We start from the raw sequence: 16,780 nt of genomic DNA, 5'->3' as shown, positions 1-16,780 counted from the left end.
TGAGCCCAGTACAGCGCCAGGTAGAAGTGGCTGCCGCGGTTGTCGATGTTGCCGACTTTGCGCGATGGCGACTTGTTATTGTCCAGGAACTGACCGGTTGCCTGGTCCAGTGTGCTGGCCAATACCTTGGCTTTCGAGTTGTTGTAGGTGACGCCCAGGTGCTCGAGGGATGCTGCCAACGCCAGGAACTCGCCGAGGGAATCCCAGCGCAGGAAGTTTTCTTCCAGCAGTTGCTGAACGTGCTTGGGTGCTGAACCGCCAGCGCCGGTTTCGAACAAGCCACCGCCCGCCATCAGCGGAACGATCGACAGCATCTTGGCGCTGGTGCCCAGTTCCATGATAGGGAACAGGTCAGTCAGGTAATCGCGAAGCACGTTGCCGGTCACCGAGATGGTGTCTTGACCCAGGCGAGTGCGTGCCAGGGTGAACTCCATGGCGTCGACCGGGGACATGATGCGGATGTCCAGGCCTGAGGTGTCGTGGTCTTTCAGGTAGGTCTGAACCTTCTTGATCACTTGAGCATCATGGGCGCGCTGAGGGTCGAGCCAGAACACGGCCGGGGTGTTGCTGGCGCGTGCACGGTTGACTGCCAGTTTCACCCAATCCTGAATCGGTGCGTCTTTGGCCTGGCACATGCGCCAGATGTCACCGGCTTCAACAATCTGCTCGAAAACCACCACGCCTTTGTCGTCGGTCACCCGGACAACGCCAGGCGCCTTGATTTCGAAGGTCTTGTCGTGGGAGCCGTACTCTTCGGCTTTTTGCGCCATCAAGCCAACGTTAGGCACGCTGCCCATGGTGGTCGGATCAAACGCGCCGTGTTTTTTGCAGTCTTCGATCACCGCCTGGTAGATCGTTGCGTAGCAACGGTCCGGGATCACGGCCTTGGTGTCTTGCAGAACGCCAGCGGTGTTCCACATTTTGCCAGAGTCACGAATCATCGCAGGCATCGAAGCATCAACGATGACGTCGCTTGGAACGTGCAGGTTGGTGATGCCTTTGTCGGAGTTGACCATCGCCAGAGCAGGGCGAGTAGCGTAGACCGCCTGAAGGTCAGCTTCGATTTCGGCTTGCTGTGCGGCTGGCAAGGCTTTGATGCGCGAGTACAGATCGCCAATGCCGTTGGCCAGATCGAAGCCGATTTCTTTCAGCACTGCAGCGTGCTTGGTCAAAGCGTCTTTATAGTATTCGGCCACGATGATGCCGAACATGATCGGGTCGGAGACCTTCATCATGGTGGCTTTCAAGTGAACCGACAGCAGCACGCCTTGTTTTTTAGCGTCTTCGATTTCAGCAGCGATGAAGCTGGTCAGCGCTTTTTTGCTGATAGTCGAACAATCAATGATCTCGCCAGCCTTCACGCTGGTTTTTTCTTTCAAGACGGTGGTACCGCCGTCTTGAGCAATCAATTCGATTTTGACACTGCCGGCGGCGTCGATCAGTGCCGATTTTTCGCTGCCGTAGAAATCGCCGCTGCTCATGTGAGCAACGTGGGATTTGGAGTCTGCGCTCCAGGCGCCCATTTTATGCGGGTGCTTGCGAGCGTAGTTTTTGACCGAAAGCGGTGCACGACGATCAGAGTTACCTTCGCGCAACACTGGGTTCACAGCGCTGCCTTTGATCTTGTCGTAGCGGGATTTGGATTCTTTGTCAGCGTCGCTGGTCGGTACTTCCGGGTAATCCGGTACATCAAAACCGCTGGCTTGCAGTTCTTTGATGGCGGCGATCAGTTGGGGAACCGAGGCACTGATATTAGGCAGCTTGATGATGTTGGCTTCTGGCGTCGTCGCCAGTTCGCCCAGCTCGGCAAGATGGTTCGGCACTTTTTGGTCGGCGCCGAGTTTCTCAGGGAAGCTTGCCAGAATGCGGCCTGCGAGCGAAATATCGCGTGTTTCGACGTCGATATCAGCAAAGGCAGTGAAGGCTTCGATGATCGGCAGCAGGGAGTAAGTGGCGAGTGCAGGAGCTTCGTCGGTAAAGGTGTAGATGATTTTCGAGCGGATGGACATTTTTTGGTAACTCTCTTCTTTGCTGAGCGTGCACAAAATCTCGAGATGCGCAGGATAGGCGCTTTCGTCCAAAGTCATCAATGAGGCGAAAGTCGAGGGTTCGTCGCGGTGATGAGGAATGCATCCTTTCTGCTTCAAGCGCTTGACCTGAGCTAGCTTTTATCCAGGTAGCAAGTCGGCTTGATCAGAGGGCTGAAGGTCTTGATCCAGACACTCGGCCCTCAGTGACTAGCTGGTCACCGGCGCGAGTATACCACTGGTCCATGTCATTTTTGCGCAGGCAGTGCTATCAGCCGAGCCTGCGCCCGGTTTCAACTGGGCTACGCTCGACCGTAACCAGGATGTTCAACCGAAAAAAACTGGAGTCCAGCATGGAATACAACAAGATTCAGGTCCCCACCGTTGGCGAAAAAATCACGGTCAACCCAGACCACTCCTTGAAGGTACCGAACAATCCAGTCATCCCTTTTATTGAAGGCGATGGCATCGGCGTCGACATTAGTCCAGTGATGATCAAGGTGGTCAATGCGGCGGTTGAAAAAGCTTATGGCGGCGAGCGCAGAATCTCGTGGATGGAAGTTTACGCTGGCGAAAAGGCCACCCAGGTCTACGACCAGGACACTTGGTTACCTCAGGAAACCCTAGATGCAGTTAAAGAGTATGTGGTTTCTATCAAAGGTCCGCTGACCACGCCTGTTGGCGGTGGTATCCGGTCTTTGAACGTCGCCCTGCGCCAGCAATTGGACCTTTATGTGTGCCTGCGCCCGGTGCGGTGGTTTGAGGGGGTGCCGAGCCCGGTGAAAAAGCCCGGCGATGTCGACATGACCATTTTTCGCGAAAACTCGGAGGATATATATGCAGGCATCGAATGGAAGGCCGGGTCGCCGGAAGCGATCAAGGTTATCAAGTTCCTGAAAGAAGAAATGGGCGTGACCAAAATTCGCTTTGACGAAAATTGCGGAATCGGCGTCAAGCCGGTTTCACTGCAGGGCACCAAACGTTTGGTGCGCAAAGCCTTGCAATACGTCATTGATAACGACCGCGACTCGCTGACGATAGTGCACAAGGGCAACATTATGAAGTTCACCGAAGGTGCCTTCAAGGAATGGGCCTACGAAGTGGCGGCAGAGGAATTCGGTGCGACTTTCCTCGACGGCGGCCCCTGGATGCAGTTCAAAAACCCCAGAACCGGCAAGAACGTTATCGTCAAGGATGCTATTGCTGACGCCATGCTTCAGCAAATTCTGCTCCGCCCGGCTGAATATGACGTGATCGCGACCCTAAACCTGAACGGGGATTACTTGTCCGACGCCCTGGCGGCTGAGGTCGGCGGCATAGGCATCGCACCGGGTGCCAATTTGTCTGACACCATTGCCATGTTCGAAGCCACCCATGGCACTGCGCCCAAGTACGCGGGCAAAGATCAGGTGAACCCGGGTTCGCTGATTTTATCGGCAGAGATGATGTTGCGGCACATGGGGTGGACAGAGGCGGCTGATTTGATTATCAAAGGGACCAACGGCGCTATTTCTGCGAAGACCGTGACCTATGATTTCGAGCGGCTGATGGACGGTGCAACACTGTTGTCGTCGTCTGCGTTTGGCGATGCGCTGATTTCTCATATGTGACAGGTTACCGCTCGCACAAAACCGGCCGGTTCATGCGGATATGAACTGACCGGTTTTTTTTCACGCTAATTTCAGTTTGTGGACTTGAAATCTAACGTTCAAGCACTTACATCTGACGTTGTCTTGGTGTCGCTGGGAGAAACTGCAGGTGGCGACGAATGGATCTCGGTCGCCGGGCTGATAGCAACTGCGTGAAGCCCTTTGGGACCTTGAATGATTTCGAATTTAACCGCTTGACCTGCTTTCAAGGTCTTGTACCCATCCATCGTGATTGCTGAGTAGTGGGCAAACAGGTCTTCTGTCTTGCCGTCTTCATTGATGAAGCCATAGCCTTTGGCGTTGTTAAACCATTTGACTTTGCCAATAACTGCCATTTTCCTTTCCTTCTGCAAAGGACTCCGTCAGGAGTATGATCCACCTCATCCGCCGGACCGAAAAGAATTTGGTTGACTGCACGGACCCTTTTTACCCAATGTGGGTTCTATTGTTTGTAACACTGTTTTGCCGATAGTCAAGGTCATATGGCAGTCTGTTGATAACCCGGCCAGGCCGAGGCTAAATTTATGAATCCGTCCACCTACGAACCTTTTCTTTCCATGCATGCAATCAGCCAGATTCGACTAACATTCAATCAGGATCGTCCTGAGACACATGACGATGACGCCGCTGGAGTGGCGCTGAAAGAAGCTAAACCCGCATTGCAGGCGCCACCGATGTACAAAGTGGTTTTGTTTAATGATGACTACACCCCGATGGATTTCGTTGTTGAAGTACTCGAGGTGTTTTTCAACCTGAATCGTGAGCTGGCGACCAAGGTCATGCTAGCCGTCCATACAGAGGGACGGGCAGTATGTGGATTGTTTACCCGCGACATCGCCGAGACCAAGGCAATGCAGGTAAACCAATACGCCAGGGAAAGCCAGCATCCGCTACTCTGTGAGATCGAGAAGGACGGTTAACGCCGACCACTTGGGTATGAGGTGAAGCTATGTTAAACCGTGAGCTCGAAGTCACCCTCAATTTGGCCTTCAAGGAGGCTCGTTCGAAGCGTCATGAATTCATGACGGTTGAGCATCTCCTTCTGGCCCTTTTGGACAATGAGGCTGCCGCCACCGTACTGCGTGCCTGCGGCGCAAACCTCGATAAGCTCAAGCATGATTTGCAGGAGTTTATCGACTCCACGACGCCGTTGATCCCCGTCCATGACGAAGATCGCGAAACTCAGCCGACCCTGGGTTTTCAGCGGGTACTGCAGCGTGCAGTCTTCCATGTACAAAGTTCCGGCAAGCGCGAAGTCACTGGCGCTAACGTGCTGGTCGCAATCTTCAGCGAACAAGAAAGCCAGGCGGTGTTCCTGCTCAAGCAGCAGAGCGTTGCCCGGATCGATGTCGTCAATTACATCGCTCATGGCATCTCTAAAGTACCAGGGCATGGCGATCACTCTGAAGGTGAGCAAGATATGCAGGATGACGAGGGCGGTGAGTCTTCTTCCTCAGGCAATCCTCTGGATGCCTATGCCAGCAACTTGAACGAACTGGCCCGTCAAGGTCGGATCGATCCGTTGGTCGGCCGGGAGATGGAAGTAGAGCGTGTCGCGCAAATTCTCGCGCGCCGACGCAAGAACAATCCATTGCTGGTCGGTGAAGCGGGCGTCGGCAAAACGGCTATCGCAGAAGGTCTGGCCAAGCGCATTGTTGACAATCAGGTCCCCGACTTGCTCGCCAACAGCGTGGTCTATTCCCTTGATCTCGGCGCCTTGCTGGCAGGGACCAAATACCGCGGCGATTTCGAGAAGCGCTTCAAAGCGCTGCTCAATGAACTGAAAAAACGCCCTCAAGCGATCCTGTTCATCGATGAAATCCATACCATCATCGGTGCTGGCGCAGCGTCGGGTGGGGTAATGGACGCCTCCAATCTGCTCAAGCCGCTGTTGTCATCGGGTGATATCCGTTGCATTGGCTCGACGACCTTTCAGGAATTCCGCGGGATCTTTGAAAAGGATCGGGCATTGGCGCGGCGTTTCCAGAAAGTCGATGTGTCAGAACCTTCGGTTGAAGACACCATTGGCATTCTGAGAGGCCTCAAGGGGCGTTTCGAGCAGCATCATGGTATCGAGTACAGCGACGAAGCCTTGCGTGCCGCAGCTGAGTTGGCATCGCGTTACATCAATGATCGGCACATGCCAGACAAAGCCATTGATGTAATCGACGAAGCCGGTGCGTACCAACGCCTGCAACCCGTCGAGAAGCGCGTGAAGCGCATTGAAGTGCCTCAGGTCGAAGACATCGTGGCCAAAATAGCCCGTATTCCGCCTAAGCACGTCAACAGTTCCGACAAGGAGCTTCTGCGTAACCTTGAGCGTGACCTCAAACTGACAGTGTTCGGTCAGGATGCCGCGATCGATGCGCTGTCCACGGCCATCAAGCTGTCGCGTGCCGGTCTGAAGTCTCCAGACAAGCCAGTAGGTTCGTTCCTGTTCGCCGGGCCTACTGGTGTCGGTAAAACCGAAGCGGCTCGTCAGTTGGCCAAAGCGCTGGGCATTGAGCTGGTTCGTTTCGACATGTCCGAGTACATGGAGCGCCACACCGTTTCACGCTTGATCGGTGCACCGCCAGGCTACGTCGGTTTTGACCAGGGTGGTTTGCTGACCGAAGCCATTACCAAGCAACCGCATTGCGTGCTGCTGCTCGATGAAATCGAGAAGGCGCATCCGGAAGTCTTCAACCTGCTGCTGCAGGTGATGGACCACGGTACGCTGACTGATAACAACGGACGCAAGGCTGACTTCCGCAATGTGATCGTGATCATGACCACTAACGCGGGCGCAGAGACTGCCGCACGGGCCTCGATCGGCTTCACGCATCAGGATCACTCTTCCGATGCAATGGAAGTGATCAAGAAAAGCTTCACGCCAGAATTCCGCAACCGTCTGGACACCATCATCCAATTTAACCGCCTCGGCCATGAGGTTATTAAAAGTGTGGTGGACAAGTTCCTTACCGAACTGCAGGCGCAACTGGAAGACAAGCGTGTGCTGCTTGAGGTCACTGATGCCGCCAGAACCTGGCTGGCGGAGGGTGGCTACGACGCGCAGATGGGGGCTCGACCAATGGCTCGCTTGATTCAAGATAAAATCAAGCGTCCTCTCGCCGAAGAAATTCTTTTCGGTGAATTGGCGGAGCATGGCGGTGTAGTGCACATCGATGTCAAGGACGGAGAAATCACTTTCGATTTCGAAACCACGGCAGAAATGGCCTAAACAGCCAAATAAAAGGGCCTCGCATTCCACTGAAAAGAGGGGTGCGGGGCTTTTTTGTGGGCGGTTGTTAATCGCATCATTTGGCCGGCGCTGACAAAACCCGGGCACACAAAAACGCCCGGCATTAACCGGGCGTTTTTGTTTAGACCTGATTAGCGGGCGCGGTAAGTAATGCGGCCCTTGCTCAAGTCGTACGGCGTCATTTCGACGCGCACCTTGTCACCGGTAAGAATACGGATGTAGTTCTTGCGCATTTTGCCGGAGATATGCGCGGTGACGATGTGCCCATTTTCCAACTCCACACGGAACATGGTGTTGGGCAGGGTGTCGACGACAGTACCTTCCATTTCCAAGCTGTCTTCTTTCGACATGCAGTAAAAGCCCTCGGTATCCAATGAGTGGCCCGGTGCAACTGCGCCAGGCAAAAGCGGCGTGCATTGTGCCCGAAAAATAGGGCTTAAGCCAAGCGCTTCAATAAAGAGTGACCCAACGTTGATTTGTCAGGAGCTCAATTGGACGATATTGGGTTTTGTAATTCATCTTTTTGCAGTTCTTTATCCAGTAGCCCAGGTACACCGCATGCAGCTGCAGCCGGGCTGCTTCAGCGATCTGCCAAAGGATGGCGTAGCGCCCCAGACTGCGGCGCTCTTCGCCCGGTTCGTAGAAGGTATAAACCGCTGAAAGACCGTTCGGCAGAAGGTCGGTCACGGCCACTGCCAACAGGCGCCCTTCGAGACGAAATTCATAGAACGTCGAGAACGGAAGGTCGCGAATTAAAAAAGTCGAAAACTGGTCGCGACTCGGCGGAAACATGTCGCCGTCAGCGTGACGTTGCTCGATATAGCGCTGATACAGATCGAAGTACTCTTCGCTGAACTGCGGTTTGGCCGCGCGAACCTGCAAATCGGCATTGCGTTTGAAGATGCGTTTTTGTTGACGGTCGGGGGCGAACAGCTCGACGGGGATGCGCGCAGGCACACAGGCACTGCAATTTTGGCAGTGTGGTCGATAGAGATGGTCGCCGCTGCGGCGAAAACCCATGTCGGAAAGGTCGGCGTACACTTGGACGTCCATAGGCTGGCTAGGGTCCAGAAATAACGTCGTCGCCTGTTCCTCTGGCAAATAGCTGCAGGAATGGGGTTGAGTGGCATAAAACTTAAGCCGCGCCAGCTCGGTCATGGATCAACCCTCGGATAAAATCTTTAGTAAGAGTGTATGTCAGCCTATGAAACTCGCCTAGGCAACCAGTCGGCGATAGTAGGCAGATCCAGATGGGCGTGAAGGTAATCAGCAAACGTCTCACGCGCAATGGATCTGGCGCCAAAGCTGTGCAAATGTTGTGTCGGCATTTGACAATCAATCAACACAAAGCCCCACGCAGTCAATCGCTCGACCAGCGTTGCAAAACCGACTTTCGACGCGTTATCCGCCAGACTGAACATTGACTCGCCAAAAAACAATTGACCCATTGCCAAGCCATAAAGTCCGCCGACCAGCACACCGTTCTCCCAAACTTCCACGCTGTGGGCAAACCCCCGTTGATGCAGCTCCAGATAGGCCGACTGCATCGAATCGGTGATCCAGGTGCCCTCGGCGTAGGTGCGTGGGGCGGCGCATGCCTGTATCACGGCTGCGAAATCCTGATCGAAGGTGACTTGGTAGCGTTCCTGGCGCATGACTTTGCCCAAACTACGCGAGACATGCAGCTCTTGCGGGAACAGCACGGTGCGAGGATCTGGCGACCACCACAATATCGGTTGACCGTCCTGGAACCATGGAAAGCAACCATGTCGATAGGCCTGGATCAAGCGATCCGCAGACAGGTCGCCACCCGCTGCCAGCAAGCCGTTGGGATCGCGCATGGCGTTCTCCAGCGGCGGAAACGTCAGGGTATTACGCTGTAACCAAGTCAACATGGGTCAGGAATTTCCGGAAGGGGAGGGTGGAATCAAGCCGCTGCTGCAACTCTGCACCGTCGGCGTGGTCGTATACGGTCCCGTTGAAGAAACGTGCTGCCAGGGCCTCGCTTCACTATTGAGCAGTACAGTGTGAGCCTGTTTACTGGCGCTCCGGGAAAGCATCTCATAACCCTTTGTCACGAAAGGCAATGCATGCTCAAATTAGGTTGCCCGGCAAACACATGAAGCTATGCTAACCCACGCCAGTCCTGCGTGGCATCGGCAGCACAAACCCGTACAATGCCGTTCTGGTTTGTGTGCTTTCAAGTTTTCGACCGAGTTGGAAGTGAACGGTGCCGTTGGTTTATTCTTTCTGGACGCTGCACAGTATATTTCGTAGTCAATCACCAGATGGTCGCGCCGAGGCGCAGGAAAACAAGCGTTTTGAAGAAATCCACCGTAGCACCCAGTCCCGTACCGCTCTGGCGTCAGCATTTGCACTACCGGCTCAAGGAAGGTGCGCTGATCGCCATTGGTGCCCTGTGCCTGTATTTGATGATGGCATTGCTGACTTATGACCAGACCGACCCGGGCTGGAGCCATACCAGCAACTCGCAGCAGGTGCAAAACGCTGCGGGCCGCGCGGGTGCATTCTCCGCAGACATCCTGTTCATGGTGCTGGGCTATTTTGCCTACATCTTTCCGCTGTTGCTGGCGGTCAAGACATACCAGATATTTCGCCAACGGCATGAGCCGTGGCAATGGAGCGGCTGGCTGTTCTCCTGGCGCTTGATCGGCCTGGTGTTTCTGGTGTTGTCCGGCGCGGCGTTGGCCCATATCCATTTCCACTTTACAGCAGGCTTGCCAGCCTCAAGCGGCGGCGCGTTGGGCGAAAGCCTGGGCGATTTAGCGAAAAACGCCTTGAACATCCAGGGCAGCACGCTGCTGTTCATCGCCCTGTTCCTGTTCGGTCTGACGGTATTCACCGACCTGTCCTGGTTCAAGGTGATGGACGTCACCGGCAAAATCACCCTGGACCTGTTTGAATTGTTCCAAAGCGCTGCCAATCGCTGGTGGTCGTCCCGCACCGAGCGCAAACAGATGGTTGCGCAACTGCGTGAGGTCGACAGCCGGGTTAACGAAGTCGTAGCGCCGGTTACGTCTGACCGCCGTGAACAGGCCAAGGCCAAAGAACGCTTGATCGAGCGCGAGCAGGCCCTTAGCAAACACATGACCGAGCGCGAAAAACACGTGCCAGCGGTTATCGCTCCCGCTCCGGCAAAAGCCCCAGAGCCAAGCAAGCGCGTACAGAAAGAGAAGCAGGCGCCATTGTTTATCGACAGCGCCGTGGAAGGCACCCTGCCGCCCATCTCGATTCTCGACCCAGCGGAAGCCAAGAAACTCAATTATTCCCCGGAATCTCTGGCTGCAGTGGGGCACCTGCTGGAAATCAAACTCAAGGAATTTGGTGTCGAGGTCAGCGTAGACTCGATTCACCCGGGTCCAGTCATCACCCGCTATGAAATCCAGCCCGCCGCTGGGGTCAAGGTCAGTCGCATTTCCAACCTGGCCAAGGATTTGGCGCGTTCATTGGCGGTGACCAGTGTCCGTGTGGTTGAAGTGATTCCCGGTAAAACCACGGTCGGCATCGAGATTCCTAACGAAGACCGCCAAGTGGTGCGCTTTTCCGAAGTGCTGTCATCGCCTGAATACGATGACGCCAAGTCTCCGGTTACTCTGGCGTTGGGGCATGACATTGGTGGTCGTCCAGTCATCACTGACCTGGCGAAGATGCCGCACTTGTTGGTAGCCGGTACGACGGGCTCCGGTAAGTCGGTGGGGGTCAACGCCATGATCCTGTCGATTCTGTTCAAGTCTGGCCCGGAAGACGCCAAGATGATCATGATCGACCCCAAAATGCTTGAACTGTCGATCTATGAGGGCATTCCCCATTTGTTGTGCCCGGTGGTCACCGACATGAAAGACGCCGCCAACGCCCTGCGCTGGAGCGTTGCCGAAATGGAGCGCCGCTACAAACTGATGGCGAACATGGGCGTACGAAACCTCGCGGGCTTCAACCGCAAGGTCAAGGACGCCGAAGAAGCCGGCACGCCGCTGTCCGACCCGATGTATAAGCGCGAAAGCATTCACGACGAAGCGCCGCTGCTGAAAACCCTGCCAACCATCGTGGTGGTGGTGGATGAGTTTGCCGACATGATGATGATCGTCGGCAAAAAAGTTGAAGAGCTGATCGCGCGGATTGCCCAGAAAGCCCGAGCGGCGGGTATTCACTTGATTCTTGCGACTCAGCGACCGTCGGTTGACGTCATCACCGGTCTGATCAAAGCGAACATTCCTACCCGTATGGCGTTCCAGGTGTCGAGCAAGATCGATTCCCGGACCATCATCGACCAAGGTGGCGCCGAGCAACTATTGGGTAACGGCGACATGCTGTACATGCCGCCCGGCACCAGCTTGCCGATTCGTGTGCATGGCGCCTATGTTTCCGACGAAGAAGTACACCGCGTCGTAGAAGCGTGGAAGCTGCGCGGCACCCCGGATTACAACGAAGAAATTCTTGCCGGGGTTGAAGAGCCCGGCAGTGGTTTCGACGGCGGCAGCGGCGAAGGCAGCGACGACAGCGAAAGCGATGCGCTATATGACGAAGCGGTACGTTTCGTTCTGGAAAGTCGTCGCGCATCCATCTCTGCGGTGCAGCGAAAACTTAAAATCGGCTACAACCGCGCCGCTCGAATGATCGAAGCGATGGAAATGGCGGGTGTCGTGACGTCCATGAACACCAATGGCTCGCGGGAAGTACTGGCGCCGGCCCCAATGCGCGACTGACCCGAGCGGCGTGGTTGTGCGCCGTCCGGACTTTACTGAATTCAAAGAGGAATCCCATGCGCCTTATTCGCATGTTGTTGGTATCTGCACTGGCTTTTTCCGCTGTTTCGGCCCATGCCGACAGCAAAGACGTTGCGCGGCTCACGCAGTTGCTTGAAACGTCGAAAACGCTGTCTGCACGTTTTTCCCAACTGACATTGGACGGCAGCGGCACCCAGTTGCAGGAAACCGCAGGTGACATGTCATTGCAGCGCCCTGGCTTGTTCTACTGGCACACCGATGCGCCTCAAGAGCAAACCATGGTCTCCAACGGCAAGAAGGTCTCGTTGTGGGATCCGGATCTGCAGCAGGTGACGATCAAAACCCTGGACCAGCGCCTGACCCAAACCCCGGCGCTGTTGTTGTCTGGTGATGTATCGAAGATCAGCGAGAGCTTTGATATCAGTGCCAAGGAGGCCGGCGGTGTGATTGACTTCATCCTCAAGCCAAAAACCAAAGATACCCTGTTCGATAGCCTGCGCCTGTCGTTTCGTAACGGCATGATCAACGACATGCAACTGGTTGACAGTGTGGGTCAGCGCACCAATATTCTGTTCACCGGGGTAAAGGCCAACGAGCCGATCCCGGCGAGCAAATTCCAGTTCGATATCCCGAAGGGCGCTGACGTCATTCAGGAATAAGAGGTTTCAAGCGCTGCCCATGGACCTGTTTCGAAGCGAACCGATAGCTCAACCCTTGGCCGCACGCCTGCGCGCGGCCAATCTGGAAGAGTACGTCGGTCAAGAACACCTGCTCGCTCATGGCAAGCCTCTGCGAGAGGCGCTGGAGCAGGGCGCGTTGCATTCGATGATTTTTTGGGGCCCGCCGGGCGTGGGCAAAACGACATTGGCGCGGCTGTTGGCGAAAGTTTCTGACGCGCATTTCGAAACGGTTTCGGCAGTACTGGCCGGGGTTAAGGAAATTCGCCAAGCGGTAGAAATTGCCAAGCAACAGGCTGGACAGTATGGCCGTCGCACCATCTTGTTCGTCGACGAAGTGCACCGCTTCAACAAGTCGCAACAAGACGCCTTCCTGCCCTATGTCGAAGACGGCACGCTGATTTTCATCGGCGCTACTACCGAAAACCCGTCTTTCGAGCTGAACAACGCCTTGCTCTCCCGGGCCCGTGTCTACGTACTGAAAAGCCTCGACGAAACAGCGCTCTTCAAGTTGGTGCAGCGTGCCCTGACTGAAGAAAAAGGCTTGGGCAAACACCATCTGAGCCTAAGCGACGACGGCTTCAAAATGCTCATGGCCGCCGCCGACGGTGATGGCCGGCGCCTGCTTAATCTGCTGGAAAACGCGTCTGACCTGGCTGAGGACAACACAGAAATCAGTGTCGAGCTGCTGCAAAGCTTGCTTGGCGACAGCCGCCGTCGCTTCGATAAGGGCGGTGAAGCGTTCTACGATCAGATTTCCGCACTGCATAAATCGATTCGTGGCTCAAACCCCGACGCCGCGCTGTATTGGTTCGCGCGGATGATTGACGGTGGCTGCGACCCTTTGTATCTGGCCCGGCGTGTAGTGCGCATGGCCAGCGAGGACATCGGCAACGCTGACCCGCGGGCCTTGCCGTTGTGCATGTCGGCGTGGGACGTGCAGGAACGCCTGGGCAGCCCGGAAGGCGAACTGGCCGTGGCGCAGGCCATCGTCTACCTTGCCTGCGCGCCGAAAAGTAATGCCGTGTACATGGCGTTCAAGATGGCGATGCGCGAAGCGACCGAGCACGGTTCGCTGGAAGTACCGCTGCACCTGCGCAACGCGCCGACCAAACTGATGAAGCAGCTCGGTTACGGTGAAGAATATCGGTACGCCCACGACGAGCCCGATGCATACGCTGCGGGTGAAGACTATTTTCCCGACAACCTCGAACCCCGCCAGTACTACCAACCCGTGCCTCGAGGCCTTGAATTGAAAATCGGAGAAAAGCTCAAACATCTGGCGGCGCTAGACGAAGCCAGCCCTCGCAAACGGAGAAAGTAGTGATTCAGTTGATTCTTGCGGTGTCGGTAGCCGGCATCGCTGGTACATTATTGCGCTTCGCAACGGGGAACTGGGTCAATGCCAACTGGCCTCGGCATTTCTACGCTGCGACGATGGCGGTCAACCTGATCGGCTGCTTGATCATTGGCATTCTGTACGGGCTGTTTTTGACCCGTCCGGAAGTACCGATAGAGATTCGCGCTGGCATGATTGTCGGTTTTGTTGGCGGTCTGACGACTTTTTCATCCTTTTCACTGGATACGTTGCGCTTGCTCGAAAGCGGGCAAGTACCACTGGCCCTGGGCTATGCGGGCATCAGCGTATTCGGCGGGCTGCTTGCCACTTGGGCTGGCCTGTCCCTGACCAAACTTTGATAGACGAGAGAACGATATGCTCGATTCAAAACTGTTACGTACCCAACTTCAGGACGTAGCGGATCGCTTGGCGTCCCGTGGTTTTACCCTGGATACCGCCCGCATCGAAGCGCTGGAAGCCCAGCGCAAGACCGTGCAGACCCGCACCGAACAGTTGCAGTCCGAGCGTAATACCCGCTCCAAATCAATTGGCCAGGCTAAGCAGCGCGGCGAAGACATCGGCCCATTGATGGCCGATGTCGACCGAATGGCTGATGAACTGGCCGCGGGTAAAATCGAGCTGGACGCGATTCAAGCGGAGCTGGATTCGATGCTGCTGAGCATGCCGAATCTGCCCCACGAGTCGGTGCCGCTGGGTGCTGGCGAAGACGAAAACGTCGAAGTTCGTCGCTGGGGCACTCCCACCGCGTTCGAATTCGAGATACAGGATCACGTGGCGCTGGGCGAGAAATTCGGCTGGCTGGACTTCGAAACCGCCGCCAAGCTGTCAGGCGCCCGTTTCGCTTTGCTGCGTGGCCCAATTGCCCGTCTGCACCGCGCCCTTGCGCAGTTCATGATCAATCTGCATGTCACTGACCACGGCTATGAAGAGGCCTACACACCTTATCTGGTGCAGGCGCCTGCGTTGCAGGGCACTGGCCAGTTGCCGAAGTTCGAAGAAGACCTGTTCAAGATCTCCCGGGAAGGCGAGGCGGACCTGTATCTGATCCCGACAGCGGAAGTGTCGCTGACTAATATCGTTTCCGGTGAGATTCTCGACGCCAGGCTGCTGCCGATGAAATTCGTCGCACACACCCCGTGCTTTCGCAGCGAAGCCGGCGCATCAGGTCGGGATACTCGCGGCATGATTCGTCAGCATCAGTTCGACAAAGTCGAAATGGTCCAGATCGTTCAACCCGACCAGTCGCAAGCGGCGCTTGAAAGCCTCACCGGTAACGCCGAGCGCGTTTTACAGCTACTGGAGCTGCCTTATCGCGTACTGGCGCTGTGCACCGGTGACATGGGCTTCAGTGCGGTCAAGACCTACGACCTGGAAGTCTGGATCCCGAGCCAGGACAAATACCGTGAAATCTCGTCGTGCTCCAACTGCGGCGACTTCCAGGCGCGACGCATGCAAGCGCGCTGGCGCAACCCCGAAACCGGCAAGCCAGAACTGGTTCACACCCTGAACGGTTCGGGTCTGGCGGTGGGTCGTACGTTGGTGGCAGTGCTGGAAAACTACCAACAGGCCGACGGTTCGATTCGTGTGCCAGAAGTGCTCAAGCCTTATATGGGTGGGCTTGAGGTCATCGGCTAAATGGACTTTCTGCCGCTGTTTCATAACCTGCGTGGCAGTCGCGTGCTCGTGGTGGGCGGGGGGGAAATTGCATTGCGCAAATCTCGCCTGCTCGTCGATGCCGGTGCCCTGTTGCGGGTTGTAGCACCTGAAATAGAAGTGCAGCTGCGCGAACTGGTGCAAGGCAGCGGTGGCCAAGTGATTGTGCGTGGTTATACCGAGAGCGATCTCAATGGCTGCGTGCTGATCATCGCCGCCACGGACGACGAACCACTCAACGCCCAAGTCTCCCAAGACTCGAAAAAACGCTGCGTGCCGGTGAACGTGGTGGATTCGCCTGCGTTATGCAGCGTGATCTTCCCGGCCATTGTCGACCGCTCACCCTTGGTCATTGCAGTCTCCAGCGGCGGTGATGCTCCCGTGCTGGCGCGGTTGATTCGCGCCAAGCTGGAAACCTGGATTCCCTCGACTTACGGTCAACTGGCGGGCCTCGCGGCACGCTTCCGCAGTCAGGTTAAAAACCTGTTTCCGGATGTTCAGCAACGTCGCGCGTTTTGGGAAGACGTTTTCCAAGGCCCGGTTGCCGATCGTCAATTGGCCGGGCAGGGCGCAGAAGCGGAGCGCTTGTTGATCGCCAAGATTAACGGCGAAGCGCCCAGTGCGGGCGGTGAGGTGTATTTGGTGGGCGCCGGGCCGGGCGATCCGGACTTGCTGACATTTCGCGCCCTGCGTTTGATGCAGCAAGCGGACGTGGTGCTTTACGACCGCTTGGTCGCGCCAGCAATTCTTGAGCTGTGCCGACGCGACGCCGAGCGGGTGTACGTTGGAAAGCAGCGAGCCGATCACGCGGTGCCGCAAGAGCAGATCAATCAGCAGTTGGTTGACCTGGCCAAGCAGGGCAAGCGGGTATTGCGGCTCAAGGGCGGCGACCCGTTCATCTTTGGCCGTGGCGGTGAAGAAATCGAAGAGTTGGCGGCCCATGGCATCCCTTTCCAAGTGGTGCCGGGCATTACCGCCGCCAGCGGTTGTGCGGCCTATGCCGGCATTCCACTGACCCATCGTGATTACGCGCAGTCTGTGCGCTTTGTAACCGGTCACTTAAAGGACGGTAGCACTGACCTGCCTTGGAATGACTTGGTCGCACCGGCACAAACATTAGTGTTTTACATGGGCTTGATCGGGCTGCCGATCATCTGTGAACAGTTGATCAGGCATGGCCGCTCCGCAGACACGCCAGCGGCGTTGATCCAGCAGGGCACCACAGCAAACCAGCGAGTTTTTACCGGCACGCTGGCCAACCTGTCGCAACTGGTGGCCGAGCATGAAGTGCACGCGCCGACGCTGGTTATTGTCGGGGAAGTGGTGCAACTGCGGGAAAAACTGAAGTGGTTCGAAGGCGCTCAGTCGCTCGTTTAACCATTGCGTATAGCCTTGATCACCCTCATTTGAGGCAGATCAAGGCTACAC

Annotated in this window: 14 protein-coding genes; 9 read left to right on the top strand and 5 right to left on the bottom strand. The window is 56.1% G+C overall.

Annotation, left to right across the window (positions count from 1 at the left end):
- Positions 1-2,009 (bottom strand): NADP-dependent isocitrate dehydrogenase (locus tag JWR17_RS09040; RefSeq protein WP_299830428.1); only part of this gene is annotated, 2,009 nt, incomplete at its 3' end.
- A 371-nt stretch (positions 2,010-2,380) separates the two neighbouring features.
- Between JWR17_RS09040 and icd the strand changes: the two genes are divergently transcribed.
- Entirely contained in the window at positions 2,381-3,637 is a 1,257-nt protein-coding gene (gene icd, locus JWR17_RS09035; protein ID WP_299830426.1) for an NADP-dependent isocitrate dehydrogenase, read from the top strand.
- A 98-nt stretch (positions 3,638-3,735) separates the two neighbouring features.
- Here the strand turns inward: icd and cspD are convergent, their stop codons facing one another.
- Complete coding sequence (gene cspD / locus JWR17_RS09030; protein ID WP_299830424.1) at positions 3,736-4,011, bottom strand: cold shock domain-containing protein CspD; 276 nt, start codon at positions 4,009-4,011, stop codon at positions 3,736-3,738.
- A gap of 222 nt (positions 4,012-4,233) precedes the next feature.
- Between cspD and clpS the strand changes: the two genes are divergently transcribed.
- On the top strand, positions 4,234-4,596 hold the full coding sequence (gene clpS / locus JWR17_RS09025) for an ATP-dependent Clp protease adapter ClpS (protein WP_299830430.1): 363 nt from the start codon (positions 4,234-4,236) through the stop codon (positions 4,594-4,596).
- Between the two features lie 29 nt (positions 4,597-4,625).
- On the top strand, positions 4,626-6,896 hold the full coding sequence (clpA, locus tag JWR17_RS09020) for an ATP-dependent Clp protease ATP-binding subunit ClpA (protein ID WP_299830422.1): 2,271 nt from the start codon (positions 4,626-4,628) through the stop codon (positions 6,894-6,896).
- A gap of 152 nt (positions 6,897-7,048) precedes the next feature.
- On the opposite strand, the gene infA is transcribed toward clpA, so the two are convergent.
- The 3 genes from infA to aat form a co-directional block, all read right to left on the bottom strand.
- Complete coding sequence (gene infA / locus JWR17_RS09015; protein WP_219064427.1) at positions 7,049-7,267, bottom strand: translation initiation factor IF-1; 219 nt, start codon at positions 7,265-7,267, stop codon at positions 7,049-7,051.
- Between the two features lie 100 nt (positions 7,268-7,367).
- Positions 7,368-8,075: an arginyltransferase gene (locus JWR17_RS09010; RefSeq protein ID WP_299830420.1), complete on the bottom strand. Its 708-nt coding sequence runs from the start codon at positions 8,073-8,075 to the stop codon at positions 7,368-7,370.
- 44 nt (positions 8,076-8,119) lie between these two features.
- Positions 8,120-8,812: a leucyl/phenylalanyl-tRNA--protein transferase gene (gene aat, locus JWR17_RS09005; protein ID WP_299830418.1), complete on the bottom strand. Its 693-nt coding sequence runs from the start codon at positions 8,810-8,812 to the stop codon at positions 8,120-8,122.
- Positions 8,813-9,205: 393 nt separating this feature from the next.
- Between aat and ftsK the strand changes: the two genes are divergently transcribed.
- The 6 genes from ftsK to cysG are packed head-to-tail and all read left to right on the top strand — an operon-like array spanning position 9,206 to position 16,729.
- Entirely contained in the window at positions 9,206-11,641 is a 2,436-nt protein-coding gene (ftsK, locus tag JWR17_RS09000; protein WP_299830417.1) for a DNA translocase FtsK, read from the top strand.
- Positions 11,642-11,697: 56 nt separating this feature from the next.
- Positions 11,698-12,321: an outer membrane lipoprotein chaperone LolA gene (gene lolA / locus JWR17_RS08995; protein ID WP_299830415.1), complete on the top strand. Its 624-nt coding sequence runs from the start codon at positions 11,698-11,700 to the stop codon at positions 12,319-12,321.
- A 19-nt stretch (positions 12,322-12,340) separates the two neighbouring features.
- Positions 12,341-13,663 (top strand): replication-associated recombination protein A, encoded by a 1,323-nt coding sequence (locus tag JWR17_RS08990; protein WP_299830413.1) that lies wholly within the window; start codon positions 12,341-12,343, stop codon positions 13,661-13,663.
- On the top strand, positions 13,663-14,037 hold the full coding sequence (gene crcB, locus JWR17_RS08985; protein ID WP_299830411.1) for a fluoride efflux transporter CrcB: 375 nt from the start codon (positions 13,663-13,665) through the stop codon (positions 14,035-14,037). The genes JWR17_RS08990 and crcB overlap by 1 nt, the downstream gene beginning before the upstream one ends.
- A 16-nt stretch (positions 14,038-14,053) precedes the next feature.
- Positions 14,054-15,334, top strand: a complete 1,281-nt coding sequence (gene serS, locus JWR17_RS08980; protein WP_299830410.1) for a serine--tRNA ligase — start codon at positions 14,054-14,056, stop codon at positions 15,332-15,334.
- Positions 15,335-16,729 (top strand): siroheme synthase CysG, encoded by a 1,395-nt coding sequence (gene cysG, locus JWR17_RS08975; RefSeq protein ID WP_299830408.1) that lies wholly within the window; start codon positions 15,335-15,337, stop codon positions 16,727-16,729.
- The last annotated feature ends 51 nt before the right edge of the window (positions 16,730-16,780 follow it).

This window comes from Pseudomonas sp., from assembly GCF_028293835.1.
Taxonomy (GTDB): Bacteria; Pseudomonadota; Gammaproteobacteria; order Pseudomonadales; family Pseudomonadaceae; genus Aquipseudomonas.
This window is presented reverse-complemented; position numbering and strand designations above follow the sequence as displayed.